The following is a 25,037-nucleotide window of genomic DNA, read 5'->3' as shown; positions in this document are numbered from 1 at the left end:
AAAGGAGGTTAAGTCCAAAATATAAAATAGAGGGCTATCCTATGGACAAATACCAAGTAAGAAATTAAAAGGGGGAAGTAATGATGATTGATGTGAGTAATTCTAAAAAGGGAGCTTCGCTAGACTCGAAGATATTTTGGCCGTCTGTAATTATTATTATTGCTTTATGTATACCTTTTGCATTGTATGAGTCTTCATCAGTGGATTTATTAAATGGAATATTTGATGTTATTGTAAATAACTTTGGGTGGGGATATATCTGGTACTCGATTATTCTTGTTGGAGCTGGGTTCTATATTGCATTTTCAAAGTATGGAAAAGTAGTACTAGGCAGCCCGGATGATAAACCCCAGTTCAGTATGTTTGAGTACGCCTCGATATTGATCGCTATGGGGCTTGGATCGACGATCATGCGTACAGGAATGATGCAGTGGGCTTCTGTTGCTATAAACTCGCCTTTTGGTGTTGAACCTCTGTCAAATGAAGCGATCATGTGGGGAAATCCTTACGGCATGTTTCTTTGGAGTCTTCAAACTTTTGCAATTTTCGTAATGTCAGCTCCTGCCATGGGGTATATTCTTCATGTTCGGAAGCGTCCGCTTCTGAGAATTTCTGAAGCATGCCGCTGTGTTTTAGGAGATAAATTTACTGAGGGCATAGGCGGGAAGATTTTAGACATTCTTTTTCTTGTCAGCATCGTGGCAGGGGCAGGTTGTACCTTAGGTCTGGGAACACCGATTGTTACTACCCTTCTCTCTAAAATGTTCGGATTGAAAATCACCTTTGGATTAACTTTAATCATTACGATTGTATGGATCATTGCATTTACAGCCAGTGCATACTTGGGTATCGAAAAAGGAATTAAAAGACTTAGTACCTTTAATATGTATCTTGCAGCTGCGTTTGGAATCTTTGTTTTACTGGTAGGGCCAGGCGTGTTTATTCTAAATCATTTTACAGATAATATTGGTTTCCTTCTTAAAAATTACATTGATATTTCATTTTATAGCAACTCTTTAGGTGCAGGTGCAGGTTACATTCAGAAATATACAGTGTTTTGGTTTGCATATTGTGCGACATGGGCTTTGCTGCATAGTGTTTTTGCTGCAACCATTTCAAAGGGCAGAACAATAAAAGAGATGATATTAACATATTTCTTTGCTCCGCTGTTTTTATCCTGGGTAGCAACGGGTATTCTTGGAGGACTTAGTATTAATCGATATCTTACCGGTGCTGTCCCTGTGCTAGATATTGTACAAAATGGAGGAGGGTCATTGGTTGCTATCGGAGAAGTTCTTGCTTCATTACCAATGCCGTATGTTGCTATGTCAGTTTTCCTTTTTGTTACAATGGTATTTTTAATTACGACCCTTGATTCTACAACTTATACTATTGCCGCTTATGTAAGTACAGATGATATGAGTAAAAATGAGCCTTCTCAAAATGTACGCCTGATTACCTGTTTTATGATTTCAGTTTTTGCATTGGTATTAATGAGAATAGGCGGGCTAGCTCCATTGGAGGTTGTCTCCGGGCTTATGGGAATCCCTATCATATTTGTACAATTTATAACCATTTATGCTGCTAAGAAGATGATCGATGAAGATAAAGCGTGGATCCATAATATAAGGAAATAAAAAAATCCATATACTTAGGAATTATGGATTGCAGAATAGATGAGGAGGGATAAAGGAATATGAAGATGCTACCTTTTGAAAAAGCAGAATATCAAGAACGGGTAAGAAAAGTAAAGGCAAGTATGGAGAAACAGGGAATAGAAGTACTGCTGATAACAGATCCTGCAAATATGAACTATGTATCGGGATATGATGCAATGTCCTATTATGTGCCGCAAGGCATAGTTGTGGCAACAAGCCTGGAGGAGCCGGTATGTATCGTGAGATTGCAAGATTTGTATTGTGCAACAGAAACCACCTGGATGGCAGAAGAAAATGTAACCGCTTATCCGGATAAATATTTGTGGGAGCCAAAAGTATTGCACGTAATGGATTTTATAGGAGATCTTTTAAAAGAAAAAGGACTTCAAGATAAAACAATAGGTGTAGAATTCGATGCCTACTATTTTAACGCACATTGGTATAAAAAGTTAGAAAAAAGTTTGCCCGATGCAGTATTTAAAGATGCTACTGCACTAGTAAACTGGATAAGAGGACCAAAATCAGTTAGAGAACTGGAATATATGCAGATTGCGGCAAGAATTGTAGAAAAAACCATGTATAATGCCATTGAGAGGATTGAAGCCGGTGTAAGAGAATGTCATGTAGCAGCGGAAATTTATAGTGACCTCGTAAAAGGGACAGGTGTGTATGGCGGAGAGTATCCATCGTTAGCACCCATTATGCCTGCTGGAGAAAGGACAGCAGGAGCCCACTTCTCTTGGACTACAGAAGGAAAATATCAAAAAGGCCAGTTAATATATATGGAATTATCAGGATGTTATAAACGGTACCATGCGCCGCTGACACGGACCATCTTTATCGGAGAACCGCCAGAAAGAGTAAAAGAAACAGCAAAAGTAGTAGTAGAAGGGTTAAACGCGGCCTTATCTGCAGTAAAACCGGGCATAACCTGCGAAGAGGTAGAAAGGGCATGGCAGACAACGATTAATAAGTATGGTTTGGAAAAAGAATCAAGAATGGGGTATACAGTGGGTTTGAGCTATCCTCCTGTATGGACGGAAAATACGGCGTATTTCAAGCCGGGAGAGATGACTCTCTTAAAACCGGATATGACATTTCATATGATGCCTGGAATGTGGCTGGATGGTTATGGGGTAGCAATTACGGAAACCTTGAGGGTTACCGAAAAAGGCTGTGAAACAATAACCAGATTCCCAAGGAAATTGTTTGTCAAATAAGTTTTCTCTATAAGTTTTTCATAAAAATGAAATCAGATATCTCCTGAATTTGCTTATTTGTAGATAAGATGAGTATTTCTAGGATTAGATATCTGATTTTCTATTGCAAAGCTTGTTTAAGGAACTAGCTGATTTTTATAATGCATGTATAAAATTTTCAGAAAATATGTTGAACAGAAAAACCATATTATGGTATAATACGATTGTACGATAATACATAACGTTGTACGACTATATAGAACAAATGTATTAATGAGAGGTAAATGTGAAAATGGAAAATGATAAAATGATTCAATCGGTAGGTCGAGCCATCCAGATTCTTAAATGTTTTGAGAATCATGAAGAGCTGGGAGTGACAGAAGTCAGTAAAATCATGGAATTGCACAAAAGTACTACTTTTGGTTTAATCGCCACACTTGAAGCCTATCGGTTGCTGGAAAAGAACGAAGAGACAGGTAAATACAGACTAGGACTGGAGCTGTTCCGGTTGGGCACAAAAGTTAATTCCAATTTAAGGAGGATCGCTATTCCCTATCTGGAAAGATTAGTGAGTATGTATGGGGAAACGGTGAATCTGGTAGCGATGGATGATACTTCTGTCATCTATCTGGAAAAGGTTGAAAGTTCACACTCGATGCGAATTTGCACAATGGTTGGAGGTCGTCTTCCGCTTTATTGCACGGCAGTAGGGAAATCGATTTTAGCGAGCCTTCCAAAAGATGAAGCAGATGCGATTATCGAAAGAATGAATTTCAAGAAATTTACGGAGAACACCTTATGTGACAGGGAAAGGCTGCTGAAGTATTTAGAGGATACAAAGGGAAACGGGTATGCGGAAGAATCTGAGGAATTTGAAATGGGATTGAGTTGTATAGCGGCACCTATTTTTAATCACTTTGGAAAGGCTTTTGCAGCTATCAGTGTATCCGGGCCTGCATCCAGGATGACAGAGGAATTCCGTAAAAAGATTAGCGCTTCTCTGATAGAATTCACCCAGGAAGTATCGCGAAAAATGGGATATGTTAAAACCTCGGTATAGAGCAGGAGGCAGCTGTATGCCCTCTAGCTTACATAAAAAATAATTTAAAAGGGAGAGATTGAAGTGGTAAAGAAAAAGACGATTCTTGATCTTGAGGAAATGAAAAAAAAGGGAGAGAAGGCAACTTGGATTACAGCATATGATTTCCCAATGGCTTCATTTGCAGAACAGGCAGGATTGGACATGATCCTTGTAGGAGACTCTTTGGGAATGGTTGTATTGGGTTATAAAGGAACGGTTCCGGTAACGATGGATGATTGTATTTCTCACTGCCAGGCCGTAAGGAGAGGTGCGCCAAACACATTTGTCGTTGGAGATATGCCCTTTGGTTCCTATCAGGTATCTGACGAAGACGCTGTAGTGAATGCCTGCCGCTTTTTAAAAGAGGCAGATATGGATGCAATCAAACTAGAAGGCGGGAGAAGGGTAATCAGCAAAATTAAGGCAATCAGTGATGCCGGAATCGTTGTATTTGGACATATCGGATTAACGCCGCAAAGTTCAGGGCAGCAGGGAGGCTTTAAGGCGCAGGGAAGAGATGTTGGGAGTGCCAGGGAATTAATCGTAGATGCCATTCAAATACAGGAAGCAGGAGCCCGGGCCTTATTATTAGAAGCAGTACCGCCGGAATTAACGGAATTTATCGCTAAAAAATTAAGCATTCCTGTATATTCTATCGGTGCAGGACTTCCATGTGATGGACAGTTAATGATCTGCGGCGATATGTTGGGAATGTTCCAAGCATTTACACCAAAATTTGTTAAGAAATATGCCAGTGTAGCAGAAGTTATTACAAACGCATTCAAAGAATATGTGGATGATGTAAAAAATGAAAGATTCCCTGAAGACAAGCATGTATATCATGCGAAAGACAGCATGGAAGATTTCGAGAAGATGTTTAAAGAGTTTGAATAATAGAAATAAAAACAATCAAACCCCGGCAAGTAATATTATTTGCCGGGGTTGCTTATTTTTACATATTGTCAAGCACTCTATGAAATTATAAAATATAAAAAATTGCTTTCAAAACCTAGAAAATGATTGTAGATATAGACTTCCAATACCATAGACATATGTAAAAAAACAAATTATAATATGAAAGTTAGAAGTTAATGTAAAATATACAGAACAAATGTTTGCATTTGTACAAAAGAATGATATAATACGGTTGTCCGGCAAGGATATAAAGAGCCGTAAAGCATGAAAGATGTATGTTGTTTCAAAGCTTTCTGTAGGAGGGGAACTATGGTAAAAAAACATAATTACGATAACGAGAGTTTGTCAACGTTGGTAGAAAAAGATAAAGTTCGGCTTAGACCCGGTGTTATATTTGGTAGTGACGGGTTAGAAGGCTGTCAGCATACATTGATGGAGATTGTGGGGAACAGCAGAGACGAGGCCTGTGAGGGCTGGGGAAATGTAATTGAGGTAACAAGATTTAAAGATCACTCTATAGAAGTCAAAGACGAGGGGAGAGGGATCCCTTTAGAATGGAATCCAAAGGAACAAAAATATAACTGGGAGATTGTGTTCACGATTCTATATGGCGGCGGAAAATACGATAACAATTCTGGCAACAACTATCAATTTAGTATTGGATTAAATGGATTGGGAACTGCCGCAACCCAATTTGCTTCAGAGTATATGGATGTAACTGTTTTTCGGGATGAATATAAATACGAGCTTCATTTTGCAAAGGGAGATAATGTAACCGGTACAGAAGAAGGTTTTATCAAAACAAAGTGCGGATATGAACATTCAGGCACCATTATAAAATGGAAACCCGACTTAGCTGTGTTTAATGATATTAATATTCCTCTGGATTTTTTTAAAACATCACTGAAGAGGCAAGCTATCGTAAATAAAGGAATTACTTTTAAACTCTACGACGAGGAAAGTGGAGAGACTTTTACATACCTATATGAAAACGGTATCAAGGATCACATTAGGCAATTAAGCGGAGAAAAAGGATTTACAGAGCTGCAGTACTTTGAATTAGAAACAAAGGGTAGAGACCGGGAGGATAAGCCTGAATATAAAGTAAAACTGGAAATCGCCTTCTGCTTCAATAATGAAGTGAATCTATTGGAATACTACCACAATTCTTCTTTCTTAGAATATGGAGGCTCCCCGGATAAAGCAGTAAGAAATGCCTTTGTTTATGCACTGGATCAAAAGCTGCAAAAGGAAGGGAAGTATAATAAAGATGAGAAGAAAATAACCTTCCAAGATATTGGAGACAGCTTGCTATTAATCGCAAACACTTACAGTACCATCACTTCCTATGAAAACCAAACAAAAAAAGCTATTACCAATGTCTTTATCAAGGATGTCATGACTGATTTTTTAAAGGAAAAGTTAGAGATTTATTTTATTGAAAACAAACTAGAGACGGAGAAAATTCTAGAGCAGGTGCTCATCAATAAACGAAGCAGAGAAAAGGCTGAAAAAACTAGAATCGATGTAAGAAAGCAATTAAGTAAGAAGATCGACAACATCAGCAATCGTGTTAAGAAGTTTGTGGATTGTAGAAGTAAGGACAAAAACAAAAGAGAATTATTTATTGTTGAAGGTGATTCTGCATTGGGAAGCACGAAGATGGGAAGAGATGCAGAGTTTCAAGCGATTATGCCTGTCCGGGGTAAAATCTTAAACTGTTTGAAATCTGATTATGATAAAATTTTTAAAAACGATATTATTATGGATTTGCTAAAGGTGATTGGCTGTGGCGTAGAAGTGCGGTCGAGGCATCTAAAAGACTTAACGGATTTTGATCTCTCTAATATGTCGTGGAACAAGTTGATCATCTGTACTGATGCAGATGTAGATGGTTTTCAGATCCGGTGTTTGATTATTACGATGCTGTATGTGCTTACACCTACTCTCATTGAGGAAGGCTATGTATATATTGCAGAATCACCTCTTTATGAGATATCTGATGAAAAAGGACACAGCTATTTTGCATATACGGAAGGTGAAAAAGCTCAAATTCTTAAAAAAATCAAAGGAAAGTTCAAGATCCAACGATCGAAGGGTTTAGGCGAAAATGAGCCGGAAATGATGTGGGAAACTACGATGAATCCAGACTCTAGAAAATTGGTTCAAGTTACCCCTGCAGAAGCCAAGGCGACACAAGAGGCCTTTGAACTGTTTTTAGGAGATAATCTTCCGGGAAGAAAGCAGTTCATTGAAGAACATGGACATAAGTATTTAGATATATCAGATGTAAGTTAAAGGAGAAAAATATGAAAAATAACATTAAAAAATTAAATGTTATCGATACAATAGAAACAAACTATATGCCTTATTCTATGTCTGTAATTGTATCTAGAGCGCTGCCTGAAATTGATGGATTGAAACCCTCACATAGAAAGCTGCTCTATACGATGTATAAAATGGGGCTGCTGAAAGGACAGAAAACCAAATCTGCAAACATTGTTGGTCAGACCATGCGCCTCAATCCACATAGTGATATGGCCATCTATGAAACTATGGTGCGGCTCACAAGGGGCAATGAAACGCTGCTGCATCCCTATGTCGATAGTAAAGGAAACTTCGGAAAAAACTATTCAAGAGATATGGCTTTTGCTGCGCCAAGATATACAGAGGCAAAATTAGACTCTATCTGTGAAGAATTCTTCAACGAGATTGGAAATGACACTGTGGATTTTGTTCCAAATTATGATAATACTATGCAGGAGCCTACTTTGCTGCCTACAACCTTCCCTAATATCCTAGTCAATCCTAATTTAGGGATTGCAGTAGGAATGGCAAGCAGTATCTGTAGTTTTAACTTAAGAGAACTGTGTGATACCACTGTCAGACTTCTTGAAGATGAAGGCATTGATGTTATCGAATATTTGAAAGCACCTGATTTTTCTTCCGGCGGAGAATTGATTTATAACCAAAAAGATATGAGAAAAATATATGAAGAAGGAAGAGGCACTTTCTATTTAAGAGGAAAATACCGATATGATAAAGCCAACAGCTGTATTGATATTTACGAGATACCCTATACGACCAATGCAGAAACGATCATAGACCAAGTTACTGAGCTGGTAAAGGCAGGAACGATCAAGGAAATTACTGATGTACGGGATGAAACCGATAAAAACGGACTAAAAATCACATTGGATATTAAGAAGTCGGCAGATGTTGAGCAGCTTATGCTAAAGATATTTAAATATACCAAGCTTCAGGATAGCTTTAGCTGCAACTTTAACATCTTAGTCAACGGACATCCGAGAGTATTAGGTGTAAAAGCCATATTATTAGAATGGATAGATTTTCGAGTCGGCTGCATCAAAAGAGGCTTGCGTTATGATATTGAAAGAAAGACGGAGAAATTACATTTATTAAGAGGATTAGAGAAAATCCTTCTGGATTTAGATAAGGCAGTACAGATCGTAAGAGATACAAAAAAAGATAAAGAGGTAATACCAAATCTCATGAAGGGATTTGAAGTAGATGCGGCGCAGGCTGAATTTATTGCAGAAATTAAGCTGAGGAACTTCAACCAAGAATATATTCTTATGAAGACAAAGGATATCAAAGACTTGGAAAAGGAACTAAAAAACCTTGAAGAAACATTGAATAGCGAAAAAAAAATGAAGAAAATTATTATAAAGCAGCTTGACGCAGTATCAAAGAAATATGGCCAGGATAGAAAAACGGATATTGTGGAGGAACACCATATTGAAGAGATAAGTCCTGAAGATCTTATTGAAGATTATAATATAAAGCTGTTTCTTACCAAAGAAGGATATCTAAAGAAAATCCCTTTGATTAGCCTGAGAGGAAGCAATGGACATAAGCTTAAGGAAGGGGATACGATCATTCAGGAAATTGACGGAACCAATAAATCAGATTTATTGTTTTTTACCAATAAGCATACCGTATATAAAAAGAAAGTATATGAGTTGGAGGACTGTAAAACCAGCAACTTAGGAGACTATCTGCCAAATCTGTTAGCCCTTGAAGAAAAGGAAGAAATTATTTATATGGCGGCAACTGCTGACTACAGTGGCTATATGCTGTTTTTCTTTAAAAATGGAAAATGTGCCAAGATTGACATGTCTAGCTATGAGACGAAAACGAACCGGACACAGCTGGCCAATGCTTATTCCGACAGCGATCCATTAGTATATTTGATGAAGATTAAAGAGGATATAGAGCTCGTTGCGATCAGCAGCATCAAGAAAGTTTTGATTTTTAATACAGAGCAAATCAATTCCAAAACTACAAGAAATTCACAAGGCGTTCAAGTACTAAAATCGAAGAACAGCAGTGTCTTAGCAGAAATCAAGCTGATAGAGGAGATTCAGTATCAAGATCCGGATTATTATAGAGGGAATATCCCGGCTGTTGGGACTTTTTTGAAGAAAGAAGATGAAGAAAAACAGAGTCAACAGCTTCAGTTTCTATTAGAAGAATAGCTTTAAGAGAAATTAAAATGAAGAATCCAATAAAAAGAGCTACTTTCTGAAATGATTCCAATCATAGATAGAAAGTAGCTCTTTTGCATGGCTGTTTTAGTCATTGGACATGTCAAATTTTTATGCTTCTTTTAGTGCTTTAGCCATTTGCTTCCCAATCATAACGCATCCGTCAATATCATTGCCGCAGGCAGCGCATTTCGCTTCTACAGGCTCAGCGATTAAAGGCCATTTAATTTGCTCTGCAAACTTCTTCAGATTAATAACGCCGCCTCCACTCCAGCTATAGGTTCCAAAAATTCCTAGGATCCTATTTTTGACGCCCATATGGACCAGCTTACTGGTTAAGCTTTCAATAGGTGGGAATAAGTTATTGTTATATGCGCAGCTGCCAATAATTAACCCTTTATACTTCCATATATCTCTTAAAATATAAGACATGTGTGTCTTGGAGCCATCGTAGATTTTGATATTTTTAATTCCTTCTTCGGAAAGGGTTCGGGCAATGGTCTCTGCCATTTTACCTGTGTTTCCGTACATGGTACCGTATACGATAACGACGCCTTCTTCCGCTTCGCATTTGCTCCACTGATCGTATAACGATACGACTTTTTGAATATCACTTCTCCATATAGGACCATGGGTAGCACATATCGTAGAGATTTCCAGACCATGAAGTTTTTTCAAGGCGGCTTGAACCGGTGCGCCATATTTGCCAACGATATTAGCGTAATATCTTCTCATTTCTTCTTCAAAAAAGACCAAATCTACTTCATCGTCAAATATGCCGCCGTCTAGGGCACCGAAGCTGCCAAAAGCATCTCCAGAAAACAGAATTTGACTGGATTGATCATAGGTCATCATGGTTTCTGGCCAATGAACCATTGGCGTCATGTAAAATTTAAGTTGGTGCTTGCCTAAATTGATTTCATCTCCATCTTTTACTAAATGGGTATTATTTGTAATTCCATAGAAATCAGCAATCATTCCAAAGGTTTTTTCATTGCCTACGATTTTGATATCCGGATAGAGCTCTACTACAGACTGAATCAGTCCGGAATGGTCAGGCTCCATATGATTAATGATAAGATAATCAATTTTCTTATGTGTACCGATGATACTTTGAATCTTTCGGACATATTCTCCTACTTGTCCACCTTCTACGGTATCTATAAGTGCAATTTTCTCATCTACGAGGAGATAGGAGTTATAAGCCACACCATGCTCTAGCGGCCATAGGTTTTCAAAAAGTGCTGTGCGTCTGTCATTCACTCCTACCCAATAAATATCCTCAGTAACCTTCACTGAATTAAACATAAATCTTGACCTCCCTAAATTTTATAAGCATTGGACGAAACATTATACAAATACCCCAAATTTCTAGGTCTATTCAATAGATATATACCATTAATTTGAAAAAAAGTCAATAAACTAAAATACCATAATATGAAAGGAAAGAAGAGAATTTTGTAGAATGAAATATATAAAAATAAGAAGCCGGATGATGCAAGGGTTAAATCCTAAATAGGTATAAGCCTGTGGAGCGGCTTTAACAAAGGAGGAAGCTAAATGATTTATAGTAGTCAAGCGGCAGAAATGGCCGCATTGCTTCAAACTGCACAAAAAATGTGTGTTGCAGCACGAACCGCCCCCAAAGGCAAAGGTGTAGACAATATTGTTACAGCAATCATTACCGCCGGCGAAAAGGATGCTTTGGCTGATGAGATGGACAGGATTGCCGAGCGAGAAGGGGTAGAGTTTTTTAAAAGAGATGCGGAGAATATCCGAAAAGCGCAAGTGCTGGTTTTGATCGGAACAAAGGTAGGCCAACGGGGAATCGGGTACTGTGGATTCTGCGGATTTAAGAATTGCGGGGATCAGTCGAAAAAAGGGGGACGATGTTCCTTTGATATTATGGACTTAGGTATCGCAGTGGGTGCTGCTGTAAGCGCTGCTGCCGATGATCGGGTAGATAACCGGATTATGTTTAGTGTGGGCAAAACCGCCATTGATCAGAAGATAATGGATGAAGAGGTAGAAATACTTTATGGCATTCCACTGGCGGCCTATGGAAAGAATATTTTCTTTGACAGAGTATAATTAAAAAAAATGTAGTAAAATTTTCCTAAATTACAAATTTCTACTTTTTTTTCATATACTTTGTTGTATTATATAAATAGATAGACTATTTTGCAAAAATAAAACGAAAGGAGGAAGTGAATATGTTGAGATACTTAAAAAGCAACTCTCTTAGATTACTTACTGCCTTCGCACTACTTATTGGTACTACAGTCACAATAAATGGTTCTGCCGTATGGACCCATCAACCAAAATGCCCAGAAGAATTACTGAAGTAACACAGGAGGGAATGATACTACTTTGTATCATTCCCAAGTTTCATTTGAAGGGGTTTTGTCAATGAACATATATGAACTATGTAATGAGATAGGCTTTCCCGCTATTGAAGCTTTTTATATCTTATTGATTTATATAATATTATTAAACAAAGAGTTATTTTTGCGTGAAAATAAAATAAAGGCCTCTATTTTTATAGTATTCTATACAACATTTACTTTGTGGATTTCAACATACCTTCCTGTGGGACTCAGTACAGCAATAATAATGGTGTTTATGATAATCAATTTGTCTATTATTACTTCTAGCAGTTTACTAAAATCATCTATTGTAGCCCTTGCAGTAATTATATATTTGATGATTACGGAAGGTCTTAGTTTTTTATTAATATCTTCAATCCTACATATGGAAATATCGGATTTGATTACCAATCAGGCTAGTCGATTTTATTTTTCTCTGATTGTTAAAGCCTTACAGGGTTTATTAATTCTATTTGCACTAAGAAAGAGGGTAAGAGTATTTCTGTCTTTAGAAGATGATTTTCATGATACGGGTGTTTCCTATATACTTTTAGCTATATTTCTGGTAGGTACAGTAGTTTTTAATATACATTATGTAACTGCTAATAGCGAAAATATAATACTATATGAGTTTTTGATCATGCTGATTTTCCTTATATTCATAGGCCTTGGCGTATTGGTATATAAGGAGAAGGAAAAGCTGTGGCGAATCCAGCAGCAGTACAAGCTGCAGGCGGAATATGTTAAAAACATCGAGACCCTGCTAAACATCATTCGCAGAGAGAAGCATGATTTTTCAAACCACATCAATACGGTATACGCCCTGTGTATCATTAATTCCGAGAATACTACGGAGAAAATTAAAAATTATTTGGATAAACTGATTCATAACATGCAGTCCAGCTATCGCTATTATAATACCGGTAATGATTATGTAGACGGGCTGATGACAGTGAAAAGTAATATAGCTTTTTCTCATGATATACATCTGGATGTGGATTTTGAAGTACCGCTTAACTTCCTGACTTTGAACGAATACGATTTGATCACGATTATCAGCAATATCGTTGACAATGCCTTTGACGCAGTTTTATCTGATCCTGAAAATGAACAAAAAATTGTATCTATTTGTTCTTACATAGAGGAGGGTGATTATTGCTTATCGATCTCAAATAATGGTCCTCCAATTCCGGCGGAGATCATTGATAAGATCTTTGAAAATGGTTTTTCCACGAAAACCAAAGATAAAGAGGATCACGGACTGGGACTATTTATAATAAAAGAGCTTATAGGCAAGCACCAGGGGGTTATTGCTGTGAATAGTTCTGAATTAGAGACGGAATTTCTAATAAAATTTCCACTGGCTAAATCGAAGAATGAAAAAGACCGCTTGGGTAATTATAAATATGGTACGGTACAATAATGTTGAAAAGAACTATCTTTGGAGATGGGATAAACTGGAAAAAGGGGAAATTAGTATGAAAATGCTGAAAGGTGAAATACTTGAAAATGATACGGTGGTTAATATTTTCAAAATGCCGTTTAGTGATGAACAGAGCTTTTTTGTTGCACTGGTGACTTTATGTGATAAGTTTAAGGTGGATATACCTATTTGGACACTTAGGGAAGATAAAATATTAAATGAAAAAAAAGAAATTATCATACCTTTGGAAAAGGAAGCCAAAATGAGATTACGTGTAATCACCCAATAAAGCAGAGAAATTCTCTGTTTTTTTTTACATAAAAAAGGATGGAACTGAAATGTACCATCCTTTTTTAAATTCAAAAGCAAACATAAAATATTCAGCCATGGGAAGGAAAGATTTTATAAATATCAGAGGGAAAAGAGGAAAAATATAGAACATTACATATATTCAGAACATATATAGTGTTTCAGTCGCGTCAAAGTCGTCCATAACAATCCTATTTCAGAGATTTTTAAAGGGAGCATTGATCAATATATAAGGTTCAGGGAGTGATTTTAATTGAAAGAATTACAATTACGCATACAAGAACTGGAGAAGGCCCTAGAAAATCAAATAGAGGAAAGCAAAAAACTTATCAAAAACAATCAAGAGTTAGAAGTGGAAAACAAGGCGTTAAAATTTAAAGTCAATTTAATGGAGGATATCCTTGATAACATGTACGAAGCTGTACATGCTGTTGACACAGAAGGGAAGATCATCCTTTATTCAAAACCAAATGAAAAATATGATATATGGAAGAAGGAAGAAGTTATCGGAAAATATGAAATTGATTTATGGGAACCCCCCTCTGATTTCCTTTTTGATAAAGAGCAGATTATCAAAAAAGGAAAACCAGTGAAGAATATAAAAATGATAGGAAACTCAAGGATAGGAAAACAATTCCATATTATAGCGGGATTTTATCCATATTTTGAAAATGAAGAATATAAGGCATTTTACTATACAGGAAGAGATATAACGACACTGGACTCTTTTATAATGCAAACATACGAATTACAAAGGAAAATGAGTCAGACAAAATTGAAAAAAGATTTAATAAATGGATGCAAATTTACCTTAAATGACATCATTGGTAATAGCGAAGCTGTCCGTGCATGCAAGGAAAAAGTCAGGAGAATTGCGAATTATAATGCCAATATATTGATTTATGGAGAAACGGGAACGGGAAAAGAATTGTTTGCACAAGGAATCCACAATGAAAGTCTGTATGCCCATGAACCATTCATCGCATTAAACTGCTCAGCCGTACCAGAAACCCTTATTGAAAGTTTGTTGTTTGGTACAGTGAGGGGTGCCTTTACCGGGGCAGAAAATATACCGGGAGTATTTGAACAGGTAGGGAAAGGTACCCTTTTTTTGGATGAAATCAATTCGATGCCTTTATCCATGCAGGCAAAGCTCCTCAGAGTGCTGCAAGACAAAAAAATTAGACGCATAGGAGATACGAAGGATATTGATATCGAATGCTGTGTGATCTGTGCAACCAATATGGACCCTAAAGAGGCTGTAAAGAAGAACATAATGCGGGAAGATTTTTTTTACAGGATTGCAACCGTAATATTGACCATACCTCCACTCCGTGAACGAAAAGAAGATATTCCGTTACTTATAGATTATTTTATTGAAAAATTTAATAAGAAATATGGAAAGTATATTAAAAATTTAGACGCAAATGTTATGGAGTATTTCGTAAGATGCCACTGGCCTGGAAATGTACGGGAGCTTGTAAATACACTGGAATGTGCAATTATGCTCTGTGAAGAGGATCAATCCACCTTAACGGCAGAACTTTTTCCAAACTACATTTATTATGCTAGAAATAGACATCTTAATATCGTAGAAATCAGTGAAAAAAGTGAAAGTTCCAGGGAATACGATAGTAGCTATGGAAATTTAAATACTCTTTTAGACAACTATGAAAGAAATATTATTATGTCAGTAATAAATGAGAACAAAAACAATATTTCGGCTGCTGCAAAAAAATTAGGTATTGATCGAAAATCTTTATATAGAAAAATGGAGAAATACAATTTAAGATAAATTTTCTTTTCGCTGTGGCCCTATGCCACATGTGTAAATCTGCCCCAAATCCATATCAACGAAGATAAAATTTCTATTTTAAAAAACAAACTGTGTAAATACGCCACAGTTTATTTTTTTTAAGATCAAGAAAAAGATATGAAGGTTAAAATGGAATCAAGAAATATCAATCTGTGAGAAAGAGAAAATAGATATACATTAACTGGCATAATACTTGCTGTAGTATTTGAGCGTATATGCATATATCATTTGAGGGACGTCATAATCATAGGAAAGCTATGAATGAAAGGCGGTTTGAAAAGAATAGCCGCTGTATAGAAACTACTTATATATTTAAAAGGAGGAATATTCAGATGTCCGGTATGAAAGCGCTTCAACAAGAAAGACAACAGATATTTAAGGATTTGTATGACAGTAAAATACCGAAAAGGGTACCGATTAATGCAAATTTACCTCTTGAATTCTGCATTCAGTATGCAGGGCTTCCCTTAGCAGAAACACAGTGGACTTTGAATGGTATCGAAGAGGCTTTAGATAAAGCCTGCCAGATGACAAGGTCTGATGCCTATCCTTCAGGCTTTGCGAGATTTCCTGCCCACTTGCAGATATTGGGTGCCAAAGGATTTGTTATGGGTTCAAATGGGTTTATTCAACATCCGGAGACCGTCGGTATGGAAGTTGATGAATATGATGACTTTATAAAAAATCCATACGATTGTATTATGGAAAAGGTATTGCCGAGGCTCTATTCTGAGTTGAATACCGATCCTGTAACAAGGTCTTTGGTGTTTGCAAGAGCTTTTAAGGCTTTTTACGATTACGTTGAGACCTATGGAAAAATTGATGTAAAACTGATAGAAAAATACGGATTCTATACAGTGCCCATGGAATCCAGCAGTTGGGTGACTGCACCCTTTGACTTTATTGCAGACTTTTTAAGAAGTTTTAAGGGAATCGCTATGGATGTAAAAAGATGCCCTGAAAAAATCACTGAAGCCTGTGAGGCAATGCTTCCGATACAAATCAAGAGAGGAATACCTCCTGTACCTTCTAAGTATGGTCAGACTTTTATTCCGCTTCATATGGGTACTTACCTTAGAAATAGTGATTTTGAAAAACTATACTGGCCTACCTTTAGTAAAATGGTTCATGCCCTCGCAGAAGCAGGACAGCCATGCGTTATATTCTGTGAACACGATTGGATGAGATATTTAGATTATCTCTATGAACTGCCCGAAAACACAAGGCTTTACTTTGAACATGGTGATCCTAAGCGCGTAAAGGATAAACTCGGTAAGAAGCATATTATTTCTGGATTTTATCCATTAACCTATCTAAGAACCGCAACGAAGCAGCAATGTATTGATAAAGCAAAAGAATTGATCGATATTCTGGCACCTGGAGGAAAATATTATTTTGAATTCGATAAAAGTCCAGTTACCTTAGATAGTATAAATGTGGAGAATTATGCAGCAGTTCTTCAGTATGTAGCCGAAAATGCAAAATATGATAATCCCGGTGAGCCTACAGTGGCGGAAGGAAAACCAGTTGTAAAGAATATTCTGGCAGGTATTCCGAAATTCAAATCAAAGTATTATCAAACATGGGATGAATATAAGGCAGGACATCCTGATATCAATCCTGCGTTAGAGGCCATAATCGCTTCTAAGCTTCAAAGCTATGAAGAAATGTTATTTATGATGATGTTTATGCTTTTGTAATTGTGACATTTTGACACATGTGTCATTGAGACACAAAATCTACATGCATAGGGGATAGTAACGCTAAAAAAAGAACTGGGGCATTTTGCCACAGTTCTTTTTTTAACATCCTTAGAAATGGTGGAAAGAAGATTTTGAAAACCTGTAATAACAACATATATGACAGATATATGCCAATTGGCATAGAATTTGCTAATTACTACCCATATATACATGTATAAAAAGTGACATTGGAGAAATGACATGAATGCACTAATCTACAATATTAAGGAGGGTTTTTTATGGTTGAATTGAAAACGTTATCAGAGTTGGTAGGTCAGCTGGAAGAACAAGAAGTATTAGAAAAGTTAAAGGATTTCGTAGCAAGTAATCCCACTGAAGAAGAAGCACAGAAGGTCGTAGAAGCCTGTCAGCAGGGAATGGCGATCGTAGGGGATTTGTTTGATAAGGGTGAGTATTTTGTCGGAGATCTAATCTTTGCCGGAGAATTGCTGGGAAGTGCCATAGACATCCTAAAGCCTGCAATCGGAGGACGTAATACAACAAAGGTGGGAATCATGGTGCTTGGAACCGTTGAAGGAGATTTACACGATATTGGTAAAAATATATTCAAAAGTATGTCAGAGGCTGCAGGTTTTGAAGTGTATGACCTTGGTATTGACGTTTCAGCAAGTGCCTTTGTAGAAAAGATAAAAGAGGTTAAGCCTCAGGTTGTAGGGATGAGTGGTGTACTTACGCTGGCTTTAGATTCTATGAAGAACCTTATAGATGAATTAAAAAATGCAGGCTTAAGAGACAGTGTAAAAACAATCATCGGGGGAAACCCTGTAACAAAAGAAGCCTGTGAGCAAATTGGTGCGGATGCATTTACAACGAATGCTGCAGAAGGGGTAAAAATCTGTCAAGGGTGGGTGAAGTAATATGAGTGATACAAAAGCTTTGCAACAGGAGAGAACGAGTCTTTATCATGATATTTTTGACAATAAGATTCCCAAGAGAGTGCCTGTAAATATGATGCTGCCATTTGAAGTAATTGCAGGATTTGGCGGCTTTGATCTGGTAGAAGCCCAGTGGAATCCCGGAATAGTAGAAGAGGCAGTGGATAAGATTTGCCAAACCCTGTATGCCGATACTTGCCCAAGTATGGGATCGCTCCGATATCCTTCCTTTTATCAAGCATTAGAATCTCAATCCTTTGTCATGGGCTCCAATGGATTTTTCCAACACCCGGAGGTAATTGGCATGCTTCCGGAGGAGTATGATTATCTGATTGAAAAACCTTATGATTGTTTACTTGAAAAAGTAATACCCAGGCAATACAAAGCGTTAGATTTAAGCAACCCTGTGAAAATGATGCTGTCTTTTTCGAAAAGTTTGCTGGGCTACAACAATGATATGATGGCCGGAGGTATGATCGTAGGTAAGATGGTAGAGAAATACGGATACTATCCGGGGGCACCCTTTGGCTCCGGCGGCTTTACAGAAGCACCCTTTGACTTTTTAGCGGACCAGCTGAGAAGCTTTAAAGGAATAAGCATGGACGTAAGAAGAATGCCTGAAAAGGTAGCTGAGGCTTGTGAGGCCCTTTATCCAATCGTTCTAAAGATGGGAATGCCAAGAACCATTTCAAATTATGGCACGGTAATGCTTCCACTACACATGCCTACCTTTATGCGGGAAAAGGATTTTGAAAAACTCTGGTGGCCTAGCTTCAAAAAAATGCTTGATGAGTATGCTTCTATGGGTATTCATTCACAAATTTTCTGTGAAGATGACTGGACCCGATACCTTGATTATTTGTATGAATTGCCCACAAATACAGTCATAATGTTCGAATATGGAGATACGAAACAAATCAAAGAGAAGTTAGGTAAAAAACATATCATACAAGGACTCTATCCGGTAACCATGTTGAAGACGCATACAAAAGAGCAGTGTGTTGACAAGGCAAAAGAGATGATCGATATTTTAGCGCCTGGCGGCAAGTATATTTTTGGATTAGACAAGAGCCCGCTGACTATTCATGATATTAAAATGGAAAATCTATGTGCCGTTACAGAATTTGTACGCGATTATGCGGTATATAATAATGCTGGAGAGAACTCTGGTTTGGCATTTAAGAAGGATGATTACAAAGCGCTTCCTTCAAGAAAATTAGAAAGCAAGTATTATACAACCTGGGAAGAATATAAGACACAGCATCCACATGTTTCAGACTTTGGTGCACCAAAGCTGCAAGGCTATGAAGAAATGCTATTCCAGTATCTTATGTTCCTATTAATATAATATAAAAATAAATAGGTATAAGGAGGTCTGGTTTATGGAAGATATGAAGGTACCAAGCAAGATTATAAATATCTATGGTATGGCAGACTTTACTTTTAATATGATGATGATGATTGCAATATCCTATTACGCCTACTTTCTAACAGATATAGCGATGATTAGTGCAGCCGCCATGGGAACCATTTTGCTCATTGCCCGTATTGGCGATGCAGTTTCTGTACCAATTACCGGCGGAATATTACAGAAAACACAGCTGAAATGGGGCCAGTTCCGCTCATGGCTGCTGATAACTCCTCCTATCACATGTCTATTCTTTATTCTTATGTTTACAAATTTTGATATGAATGTAGCAACAAAATCTGTTTTTTTGGGAACCTGTTATGTAATTGCCCATGTATGTGTAAACTTTACATTCAACGGGCATATTGGGCTAATGAGTATTTTGGGGAAAACAGCTGAGGATAGAATTCAGCTTTCTGCAAAGAAAACGCAGTTTACAACAGCTGCTTCCATTGCATTTAGTTTAGTATTTATGCCTTTGGCTGCGTTCCTGGGAGGCACGGATCAGGGACAGGGATTCCTTTATGCAATGGTCATTTTTGCTGTCCTACAAGTACTGGGCTACTGGAATGTATTTAGAGTAACTAAGGAATACGATCTATACGATCCAAACAAAAAGTTTAGCGGAGCAGGCAGCGCTGGCTTAACGGTAGGTGAAATGGCACAGCAGATTTTTGGGAACAGTCAGTTGTTAACCATTATGAGCGCAGACTGCATCAGATATGCAGCAATGTTTGCAGTACTGGGTATGGCTACCTACTATTTTAAATATGTAGTTGGCAATTTAGCATTGATTACCGTATATATGCTGTGCACAAATGGTATAAACTTTGTAGGCAGTTTAGTTGCGCCTATGGTAGTAGGTAAGACCGGAAAAAAATCGACCTATCGCTTGTCTTGTATCATTCCTATTGTTGCTTTCGCGTTGATTCGTGTATTTGCAGGTACCAATCCATCTACTTATATAGTCCTAGTGAGTATTGCCGGTTTTGGATTAACGCTTGGAACAACGATCGCACCGGCAATGTATTTAGACGCTGCAGAATATGGACACTACAAGACTGGAAAGAATGGTACTGCATTTATCATGTCCATGTTCGCAATGCCAATAAAAATAGGAGTGGCATTAAGCGGTGCCATTATAGGCTTCGGACTTTCATCTATAGGGTATAGTGCAACTGTTGAAGCTACCCCTGCTTTTGTAAGCGGGGTGATGAACATCGTCTCCATTGTACCTGCAGGGTGTGCGGTATTGGCGTTAGTGCTAATGCTATTCTATAAGCTTGATGATGTCAAAGTGAAAGAATACATGGAAGCTAATATGAAAAGAAATACAGTGGTACAGCAGTAACACGGGCGGTAAAATAATGATTGGCATCATTATTGCAACGTTATTGGCTCAAAAAGCATGACATCTAAGGAATGACCAGTTGGATTCATTTATAATAGTAGGGAGATGATGATCATGTTAGACGCAAAACAACTGCGAATGGAAAGAAAAGAGCTGTTTGAAGATCTATTTGACGGGATCATACCAAAAAGAGTACCGATTATGGCAAATCTACCTATCGAGTTCTGTATGCAATATTCCAACCTTCCTTTAGCAGAAACTCAATGGACATTAGAAGGAATAGAAGAGGCATTAGACAAAGCATGTCAAATGACGAGTGCAGACTATTATCCTTCTGCATTTTCAAGATATCCGGCACATCTTCAGATATTAGGCTCAAGAGGGTTTGTAATGGGATCAAATGGATTTATACAGCATCCTGAAGTTACAGCAATGGATGCCAGTGAATATGATGAATTTATAAAAAATCCATATGACTGTCTTATGGAAAAAGTACTTCCCAGATTGTATCCTGAACTAAATACAGATCCAATAAGAAGATCCATTGTCTTTGCAAAAGCATTTAAAGCCTATTATGATTATATAGAAGCCTATGCAAAAATAGATCAAAAACTGATCGAAAAATACGGCTTCCATACTGTGCCCCGAGGAACATTTGCTGGAGCTACTACACCCTTTGATTTTATATCAGACTTTTTAAGAGGTTTTAAAGAAATTGCTTTAGATATAAAAAGATGCCCTGAAAAAATAATAGAAGCATGTGAAGCAGCCCTTCCGCTACAAATAAAGAAAGGAATGCCACCGATACCTTCTAAATATGGACATACTTTTATTGCATTGCATATGGGTACATATCTTAGGACGAAAGATTTTGAAAAACTTTACTGGCCTACTTTTAGTAAGATGGTTCATGCACTTGCAGAGGCGGGCCAACCATCCTTGATATTTTGTGAGCATGATTGGATGAGGTATCTTGATTATCTACAGGATCTGCCTGAAAATACCAGGCTTTATTTTGAATTTGGAGATCCTAAACTTGTAAAAGAAAAATTAGGAAAAAAACATATCATATCCGGATTCTACCCGATTACCTACTTAAAAACGGCAACGAAAGAGCAATGTATTGATAAAGCTAAGGAACTGATAGATATTTTAGCGCCTGGAGGCAGATACTATTTTACATTTGATAAAACTCCGGTTACGCTAGACAGCATTAATGTAGAAAACTATGCTGCAGTGCTTAAATATGTCGTCGAGAATTCAAAATATGACAATGCCGGAGAAAAAGCGGCTTCTGAAAAAATATCAGCTAAAACACCGATAAAAGAGGAAATTCCCGAATTTAAATCTAAGTATTACATGTCTTGGAACGACTATAAAGAAATACATTCGGATATTGATCCAAAATTAGAACCTCTAATGGCTGCGAAACTGCAAACCTATGAAGATATGGTATTTAGAATGCTTGCTTTGCTGGTATAAGAAGATTAACCCCTGTTAACGTACTGTTGACAGGGGTTAATCTTCTTAAAACTTAAATTTGACTTTTGTAAATAAACTTTTGACTAAAGGCTCAAAGGATTAGTTGTTGTTTGTAAAATCATTTGATAATATATAGGAAGAAGCGTAATTTGTGCCAATGCTACCACGGAATCTTATCCGTATCATCTCCTCTCAATATTGGAGTCAGTTTGGATTTTAACGGCTCAGGTACATCTTTTAGTTTCATATCATCTACTCTTAGAATTAAGGATTTAGATATTTTCATTCTATCTGACAGTTCCTGTGCTGTATATCCGCGTTTTTTTCTTAGTTCTTTGATCGTTTTGTTTCTTATACCGAAATTAAAAAGCATCTTTTCACCTCCATTAAGATAAAATTTAAAAAGTGTAATCAAGATATATATAATGTTTAGATATCATTGAGGAGGTTAGTGCCATGATTAAACTCCAACCACTGGAAAGACAAGATTTTAAAAAGATTTTAGAATGGAATGAGAACAAATCGGCAGATGATTTAGCCCAATGGGCAGGCCCTTTATATAATCATCCTCTAAATGAAGAACAACTAGAGAACTATTTTAGATATCATATCTATATAGACCATCCTACCATATTTGTCTATAAAATCATACTAGGTGAGACGAATGAAGCAATTGGGACCGTTGAACTGCGCCAGGCAGATGCGGAAAATAAAATAGGAAAAGTGTGCAGGTTTCTTATTGCACATCAAAGTATGAGGGGAAAAGGGCTCGGTCGAAAAGTATTGCAAGAAATTGTTAGATTGGGTTTTGAGGATTTTGGCTTCAATAAGATAGCATTAAATGTATTTGATTTTAATACGGGTGCGATTCAATGCTATGAGAGGGTTGGATTTAAAAAAGAAAAATTACTTAAAAATGTAAGAAAAGGAATGGATGGAGATTGGAGTTCCTATGAAATGGTTCTTTTAAAGACAGAATGGAAAAGTAAACAGTATCTCTAGGAATAAATCACAGATAAAAACAAAGGGGGAAATAAATATGGAAGCGAAATATGTAGTAATCCTGCAATGTGAAATTGCCCATAACCGATGTAGTGGGTTTGCATGTACCAACGCTTTTTATAATAAAGAGGGTGTCTTTGACAGATATACGGAGAATACCAGATATATATCTTTTACTTGCGGAGGCTGCTGTGGAAAAAGTGTATCGGCAAAATTAGAGCATTTGTCGAATAAATTTAGAAAGAAAACCGATGTAAATAAAGATGATGTTGTAATTCATTTAGCCTCTTGTATGACTACAGATAACTATCACTATGACCGGTGTCCCCATATTGAATATATAAAGGGAATTGTTGAAAAACGGGGATTTAAGCAGGTAGTAGAAGGCTCTTATGTCAGTAAGAATGCATCCAGGAAAAGAGAACAGGGTATATATAAAGACTATTTAAAAATCGAGGAATAAGTATTTTAAAAACAATAAAGGGATAGGACCCAGTCGTCCTACCCCTTTATTGTTCAACAAATAACTCTTCATATCTTTCTCTAGTATCAATGTTTCGAATATAATACTTATCATTTTCTTTCTCTAATAAAAAAAGTAATGGCTGCTCGTCAAAATTAGTTACTTCTGCAATGATCGGTACATAGCCGTGTTCTTCCTCCATTTGCTCTAATACACCATCCAACAAATCATTCTCAGTGATAACCCTTACGTTAATCTTATCGATTGTTACTTCCTTTTCTGCGGCAAACTCAGCATAAACTTTTATATAAGCTTCTGCAAAGGCATCTTCATCCTGAGGTAATTTAAGGAGTTCTTTAAAAGTTTCCTTGTCTTCTGCAATTCCGGCGGCAATAAAATTTTTAACCGTATCTTCGGGTGTTTTATTTGGTGCATTTTGGGTGCAGGCTCCTAAAATTGCTATAAGGGAAAAAATAAGCAAAACAGCAGATATTCTTTTTATATTCATCTTTTGATCTCCTTGTTCTGTAGATTTTGGTACGTCGATATTATTGTAGCATATGAATGCTTCAGATACAATGCACCAATTCTTGTGAGGAAAGGTGTAACTTTGTGTGTCAGTGACATAGGATGGAGTGAAGAAAGATTTGGAGGTGCACGGCATGCAATATGTATATATGAATTATGGATATCCATATCAATATAATTCTGTAATCGATCGTACCGTTTTATATGGGATGGAGTATGGGGGTTTAAATATAAATCCAGTGACAGTTTATACAAAAGAATTAAGGTACAAAAAGGATTATATAGAAGTAGACTTAAGAATTCCTGTATTTCAGGGACCTATGTTTCAAACTGCAGTGAACAGAATGAACACAGCCATTGAAAGCGATATCAGGGAATTCAATCGACAGATGGAAGAAGCAGCAAAGGAATATGTTGAAGGGCCCATGTTGGAAGGAAGGGATGTTATACCCTATAGGATATCCAATGTCTATAGGGTCACCTATAATAGAAACAATATCATCAGCATTGTTTTAACCTATTATGAATTTGTTGGGGGAAGAGACTATTATATAAAGGTTTCGTACAATTATAATTTGCTGACAGGGAGGCCATTATCCTTAAGTGATTTGTTTAGAGAAAATATTGATTATAAGAAACTCATTGACGAAGCAATCCGAAGCGAGGTCCGGAGAAACCCAGAAGCTTATTTTCCCGGAACGATAGAACGATTTCAAGGGATAACTGTGGGGCAGCCCTTCTATATTGAAAATGAGCGTATTGTTATATTTTTCGGTTTCCACCAAATTGCACCGACTGAAGCAGGGATACCAGTAATTGCATTACCCTTTACGCTGTTTGGCAATGCATTGCGGCCAGAGTTATTAGTGAGATAAAAAAATGCTCCTGAA

The 25,037-nt window shown here is 37.1% G+C and carries 22 protein-coding genes; 19 read left to right on the top strand and 3 right to left on the bottom strand.

All coding sequences use genetic code 11. The annotated features are described in order from the left end of the window. The first annotated feature begins 80 nt into the window (after positions 1 to 80). The 6 genes from Gferi_RS03365 (at position 81) to Gferi_RS03340 (ending at position 9,352) form a co-directional block, all read left to right on the top strand. A complete protein-coding gene (locus tag Gferi_RS03365; RefSeq protein WP_069974273.1) occupies positions 81 to 1,637 on the top strand; it encodes a BCCT family transporter in 1,557 nt (518 codons plus the stop codon). A 59-nt stretch (positions 1,638 to 1,696) separates the two neighbouring features. Next, on the top strand, positions 1,697 to 2,878 hold the full coding sequence (locus Gferi_RS03360) for a M24 family metallopeptidase (protein WP_236932682.1): 1,182 nt from the start codon (positions 1,697 to 1,699) through the stop codon (positions 2,876 to 2,878). Positions 2,879 to 3,149: 271 nt separating this feature from the next. Beyond that, a complete protein-coding gene (locus Gferi_RS03355; protein WP_069974272.1) occupies positions 3,150 to 3,917 on the top strand; it encodes an IclR family transcriptional regulator in 768 nt (255 codons plus the stop codon). A gap of 63 nt (positions 3,918 to 3,980) precedes the next feature. Continuing rightward, on the top strand, positions 3,981 to 4,832 hold the full coding sequence (gene panB, locus Gferi_RS03350; RefSeq protein ID WP_083273341.1) for a 3-methyl-2-oxobutanoate hydroxymethyltransferase: 852 nt from the start codon (positions 3,981 to 3,983) through the stop codon (positions 4,830 to 4,832). Positions 4,833 to 5,162: 330 nt separating this feature from the next. Then, a complete protein-coding gene (locus tag Gferi_RS03345) occupies positions 5,163 to 7,151 on the top strand; it encodes a toprim domain-containing protein (RefSeq protein ID WP_069974271.1) in 1,989 nt (662 codons plus the stop codon). Between the two features lie 11 nt (positions 7,152 to 7,162). After that, entirely contained in the window at positions 7,163 to 9,352 is a 2,190-nt protein-coding gene (locus Gferi_RS03340) for a DNA gyrase/topoisomerase IV subunit A (RefSeq protein WP_069974270.1), read from the top strand. A gap of 120 nt (positions 9,353 to 9,472) precedes the next feature. Here the strand turns inward: Gferi_RS03340 and Gferi_RS03335 are convergent, their stop codons facing one another. Beyond that, positions 9,473 to 10,669 carry an FprA family A-type flavoprotein gene (locus Gferi_RS03335; RefSeq protein ID WP_069974269.1) on the bottom strand — a complete coding sequence of 399 codons (1,197 nt, stop codon included), beginning with the start codon at positions 10,667 to 10,669 and terminating at the stop codon, positions 9,473 to 9,475. 252 nt (positions 10,670 to 10,921) lie between these two features. Between Gferi_RS03335 and Gferi_RS03330 the strand changes: the two genes are divergently transcribed. From Gferi_RS03330 to Gferi_RS03290, 10 genes are all read left to right on the top strand, one after another. Then, complete coding sequence (locus Gferi_RS03330) at positions 10,922 to 11,452, top strand: ferredoxin domain-containing protein (RefSeq protein WP_069974268.1); 531 nt, start codon at positions 10,922 to 10,924, stop codon at positions 11,450 to 11,452. Positions 11,453 to 11,574: 122 nt separating this feature from the next. Further along, positions 11,575 to 11,709 (top strand): cyclic lactone autoinducer peptide, encoded by a 135-nt coding sequence (locus tag Gferi_RS29360; RefSeq protein WP_083273340.1) that lies wholly within the window; start codon positions 11,575 to 11,577, stop codon positions 11,707 to 11,709. Between the two features lie 61 nt (positions 11,710 to 11,770). Then, positions 11,771 to 13,150, top strand: a complete 1,380-nt coding sequence (locus Gferi_RS03325) for a sensor histidine kinase (protein ID WP_069974267.1) — start codon at positions 11,771 to 11,773, stop codon at positions 13,148 to 13,150. A 55-nt stretch (positions 13,151 to 13,205) separates the two neighbouring features. Next, positions 13,206 to 13,439, top strand: a complete 234-nt coding sequence (locus Gferi_RS03320; protein ID WP_069974266.1) for a hypothetical protein — start codon at positions 13,206 to 13,208, stop codon at positions 13,437 to 13,439. 273 nt (positions 13,440 to 13,712) lie between these two features. Continuing rightward, a complete protein-coding gene (locus Gferi_RS03315; RefSeq protein WP_083273339.1) occupies positions 13,713 to 15,254 on the top strand; it encodes a sigma-54 interaction domain-containing protein in 1,542 nt (513 codons plus the stop codon). Between the two features lie 353 nt (positions 15,255 to 15,607). Further along, positions 15,608 to 16,975: a uroporphyrinogen decarboxylase/cobalamine-independent methonine synthase family protein gene (locus Gferi_RS03310; protein WP_069974265.1), complete on the top strand. Its 1,368-nt coding sequence runs from the start codon at positions 15,608 to 15,610 to the stop codon at positions 16,973 to 16,975. Positions 16,976 to 17,256: 281 nt separating this feature from the next. Beyond that, positions 17,257 to 17,895 (top strand): cobalamin B12-binding domain-containing protein, encoded by a 639-nt coding sequence (locus Gferi_RS03305; RefSeq protein WP_069974264.1) that lies wholly within the window; start codon positions 17,257 to 17,259, stop codon positions 17,893 to 17,895. A 1-nt stretch (position 17,896) separates the two neighbouring features. After that, positions 17,897 to 19,261: a uroporphyrinogen decarboxylase family protein gene (locus Gferi_RS03300; RefSeq protein WP_069974263.1), complete on the top strand. Its 1,365-nt coding sequence runs from the start codon at positions 17,897 to 17,899 to the stop codon at positions 19,259 to 19,261. Positions 19,262 to 19,295: 34 nt separating this feature from the next. Next, positions 19,296 to 20,672: an MFS transporter gene (locus Gferi_RS03295; RefSeq protein ID WP_069974262.1), complete on the top strand. Its 1,377-nt coding sequence runs from the start codon at positions 19,296 to 19,298 to the stop codon at positions 20,670 to 20,672. A gap of 114 nt (positions 20,673 to 20,786) precedes the next feature. Continuing rightward, on the top strand, positions 20,787 to 22,154 hold the full coding sequence (locus Gferi_RS03290; protein ID WP_069974261.1) for a uroporphyrinogen decarboxylase/cobalamine-independent methonine synthase family protein: 1,368 nt from the start codon (positions 20,787 to 20,789) through the stop codon (positions 22,152 to 22,154). Between the two features lie 160 nt (positions 22,155 to 22,314). Here Gferi_RS03290 and Gferi_RS03285 read toward each other — a convergent pair whose 3' ends face one another. Next, entirely contained in the window at positions 22,315 to 22,527 is a 213-nt protein-coding gene (locus Gferi_RS03285; protein ID WP_069974260.1) for a helix-turn-helix domain-containing protein, read from the bottom strand. An 83-nt stretch (positions 22,528 to 22,610) separates the two neighbouring features. On the opposite strand from Gferi_RS03285, the gene Gferi_RS03280 reads away from it, so the two are divergent. Next, positions 22,611 to 23,156, top strand: a complete 546-nt coding sequence (locus Gferi_RS03280; protein ID WP_069974259.1) for a GNAT family N-acetyltransferase — start codon at positions 22,611 to 22,613, stop codon at positions 23,154 to 23,156. 37 nt (positions 23,157 to 23,193) lie between these two features. Further along, positions 23,194 to 23,619: a CGGC domain-containing protein gene (locus Gferi_RS03275; RefSeq protein ID WP_069974258.1), complete on the top strand. Its 426-nt coding sequence runs from the start codon at positions 23,194 to 23,196 to the stop codon at positions 23,617 to 23,619. Between the two features lie 46 nt (positions 23,620 to 23,665). On the opposite strand, the gene Gferi_RS03270 is transcribed toward Gferi_RS03275, so the two are convergent. After that, a complete protein-coding gene (locus tag Gferi_RS03270; protein WP_069974257.1) occupies positions 23,666 to 24,127 on the bottom strand; it encodes a hypothetical protein in 462 nt (153 codons plus the stop codon). Positions 24,128 to 24,281: 154 nt separating this feature from the next. Here Gferi_RS03270 and Gferi_RS03265 point away from each other — a divergent pair, with 154 nt between their 5' ends. Next, the gene (locus tag Gferi_RS03265; protein WP_083273338.1) at positions 24,282 to 25,022 is read left to right on the top strand and encodes a DUF3298 and DUF4163 domain-containing protein; all 741 of its coding nucleotides are present in this window, start codon (positions 24,282 to 24,284) and stop codon (positions 25,020 to 25,022) included. The last annotated feature ends 15 nt before the right edge of the window (positions 25,023 to 25,037 follow it).

The organism is Geosporobacter ferrireducens (assembly GCF_001750685.1).
Classification (GTDB): Bacteria; Bacillota; Clostridia; order Peptostreptococcales; family Thermotaleaceae; genus Geosporobacter; species Geosporobacter ferrireducens.
This window is presented reverse-complemented; position numbering and strand designations above follow the sequence as displayed.

What these genes read in the sequence shown, in the direction of transcription:
- Gferi_RS03265 (WP_083273338.1), top strand. Translation starts at nt 24,282, where the DNA reads ATGCAATATGTATATATGAATTATGGATATCCATATCAATATAATTCT.
- Gferi_RS03330 (WP_069974268.1), top strand. Translation starts at nt 10,922, where the DNA reads ATGATTTATAGTAGTCAAGCGGCAGAAATGGCCGCATTGCTTCAAACT.
- Gferi_RS03320 (WP_069974266.1), top strand. Translation starts at nt 13,206, where the DNA reads ATGAAAATGCTGAAAGGTGAAATACTTGAAAATGATACGGTGGTTAAT.
- Gferi_RS03280 (WP_069974259.1), top strand. Translation starts at nt 22,611, where the DNA reads ATGATTAAACTCCAACCACTGGAAAGACAAGATTTTAAAAAGATTTTA.
- Gferi_RS03285 (WP_069974260.1), bottom strand. Translation starts at nt 22,527, where the DNA reads ATGCTTTTTAATTTCGGTATAAGAAACAAAACGATCAAAGAACTAAGA.
- Gferi_RS03305 (WP_069974264.1), top strand. Translation starts at nt 17,257, where the DNA reads ATGGTTGAATTGAAAACGTTATCAGAGTTGGTAGGTCAGCTGGAAGAA.
- Gferi_RS03335 (WP_069974269.1), bottom strand. Translation starts at nt 10,669, where the DNA reads ATGTTTAATTCAGTGAAGGTTACTGAGGATATTTATTGGGTAGGAGTG.
- Gferi_RS03270 (WP_069974257.1), bottom strand. Translation starts at nt 24,127, where the DNA reads ATGAATATAAAAAGAATATCTGCTGTTTTGCTTATTTTTTCCCTTATA.
- Gferi_RS03340 (WP_069974270.1), top strand. Translation starts at nt 7,163, where the DNA reads ATGAAAAATAACATTAAAAAATTAAATGTTATCGATACAATAGAAACA.
- Gferi_RS03290 (WP_069974261.1), top strand. Translation starts at nt 20,787, where the DNA reads ATGTTAGACGCAAAACAACTGCGAATGGAAAGAAAAGAGCTGTTTGAA.
- Gferi_RS03325 (WP_069974267.1), top strand. Translation starts at nt 11,771, where the DNA reads ATGAACATATATGAACTATGTAATGAGATAGGCTTTCCCGCTATTGAA.
- Gferi_RS03365 (WP_069974273.1), top strand. Translation starts at nt 81, where the DNA reads ATGATGATTGATGTGAGTAATTCTAAAAAGGGAGCTTCGCTAGACTCG.
- Gferi_RS03345 (WP_069974271.1), top strand. Translation starts at nt 5,163, where the DNA reads ATGGTAAAAAAACATAATTACGATAACGAGAGTTTGTCAACGTTGGTA.
- Gferi_RS03300 (WP_069974263.1), top strand. Translation starts at nt 17,897, where the DNA reads ATGAGTGATACAAAAGCTTTGCAACAGGAGAGAACGAGTCTTTATCAT.
- Gferi_RS03310 (WP_069974265.1), top strand. Translation starts at nt 15,608, where the DNA reads ATGTCCGGTATGAAAGCGCTTCAACAAGAAAGACAACAGATATTTAAG.
- Gferi_RS03360 (WP_236932682.1), top strand. Translation starts at nt 1,697, where the DNA reads ATGAAGATGCTACCTTTTGAAAAAGCAGAATATCAAGAACGGGTAAGA.
- Gferi_RS29360 (WP_083273340.1), top strand. Translation starts at nt 11,575, where the DNA reads ATGTTGAGATACTTAAAAAGCAACTCTCTTAGATTACTTACTGCCTTC.
- Gferi_RS03275 (WP_069974258.1), top strand. Translation starts at nt 23,194, where the DNA reads ATGGAAGCGAAATATGTAGTAATCCTGCAATGTGAAATTGCCCATAAC.
- Gferi_RS03355 (WP_069974272.1), top strand. Translation starts at nt 3,150, where the DNA reads ATGGAAAATGATAAAATGATTCAATCGGTAGGTCGAGCCATCCAGATT.
- Gferi_RS03295 (WP_069974262.1), top strand. Translation starts at nt 19,296, where the DNA reads ATGGAAGATATGAAGGTACCAAGCAAGATTATAAATATCTATGGTATG.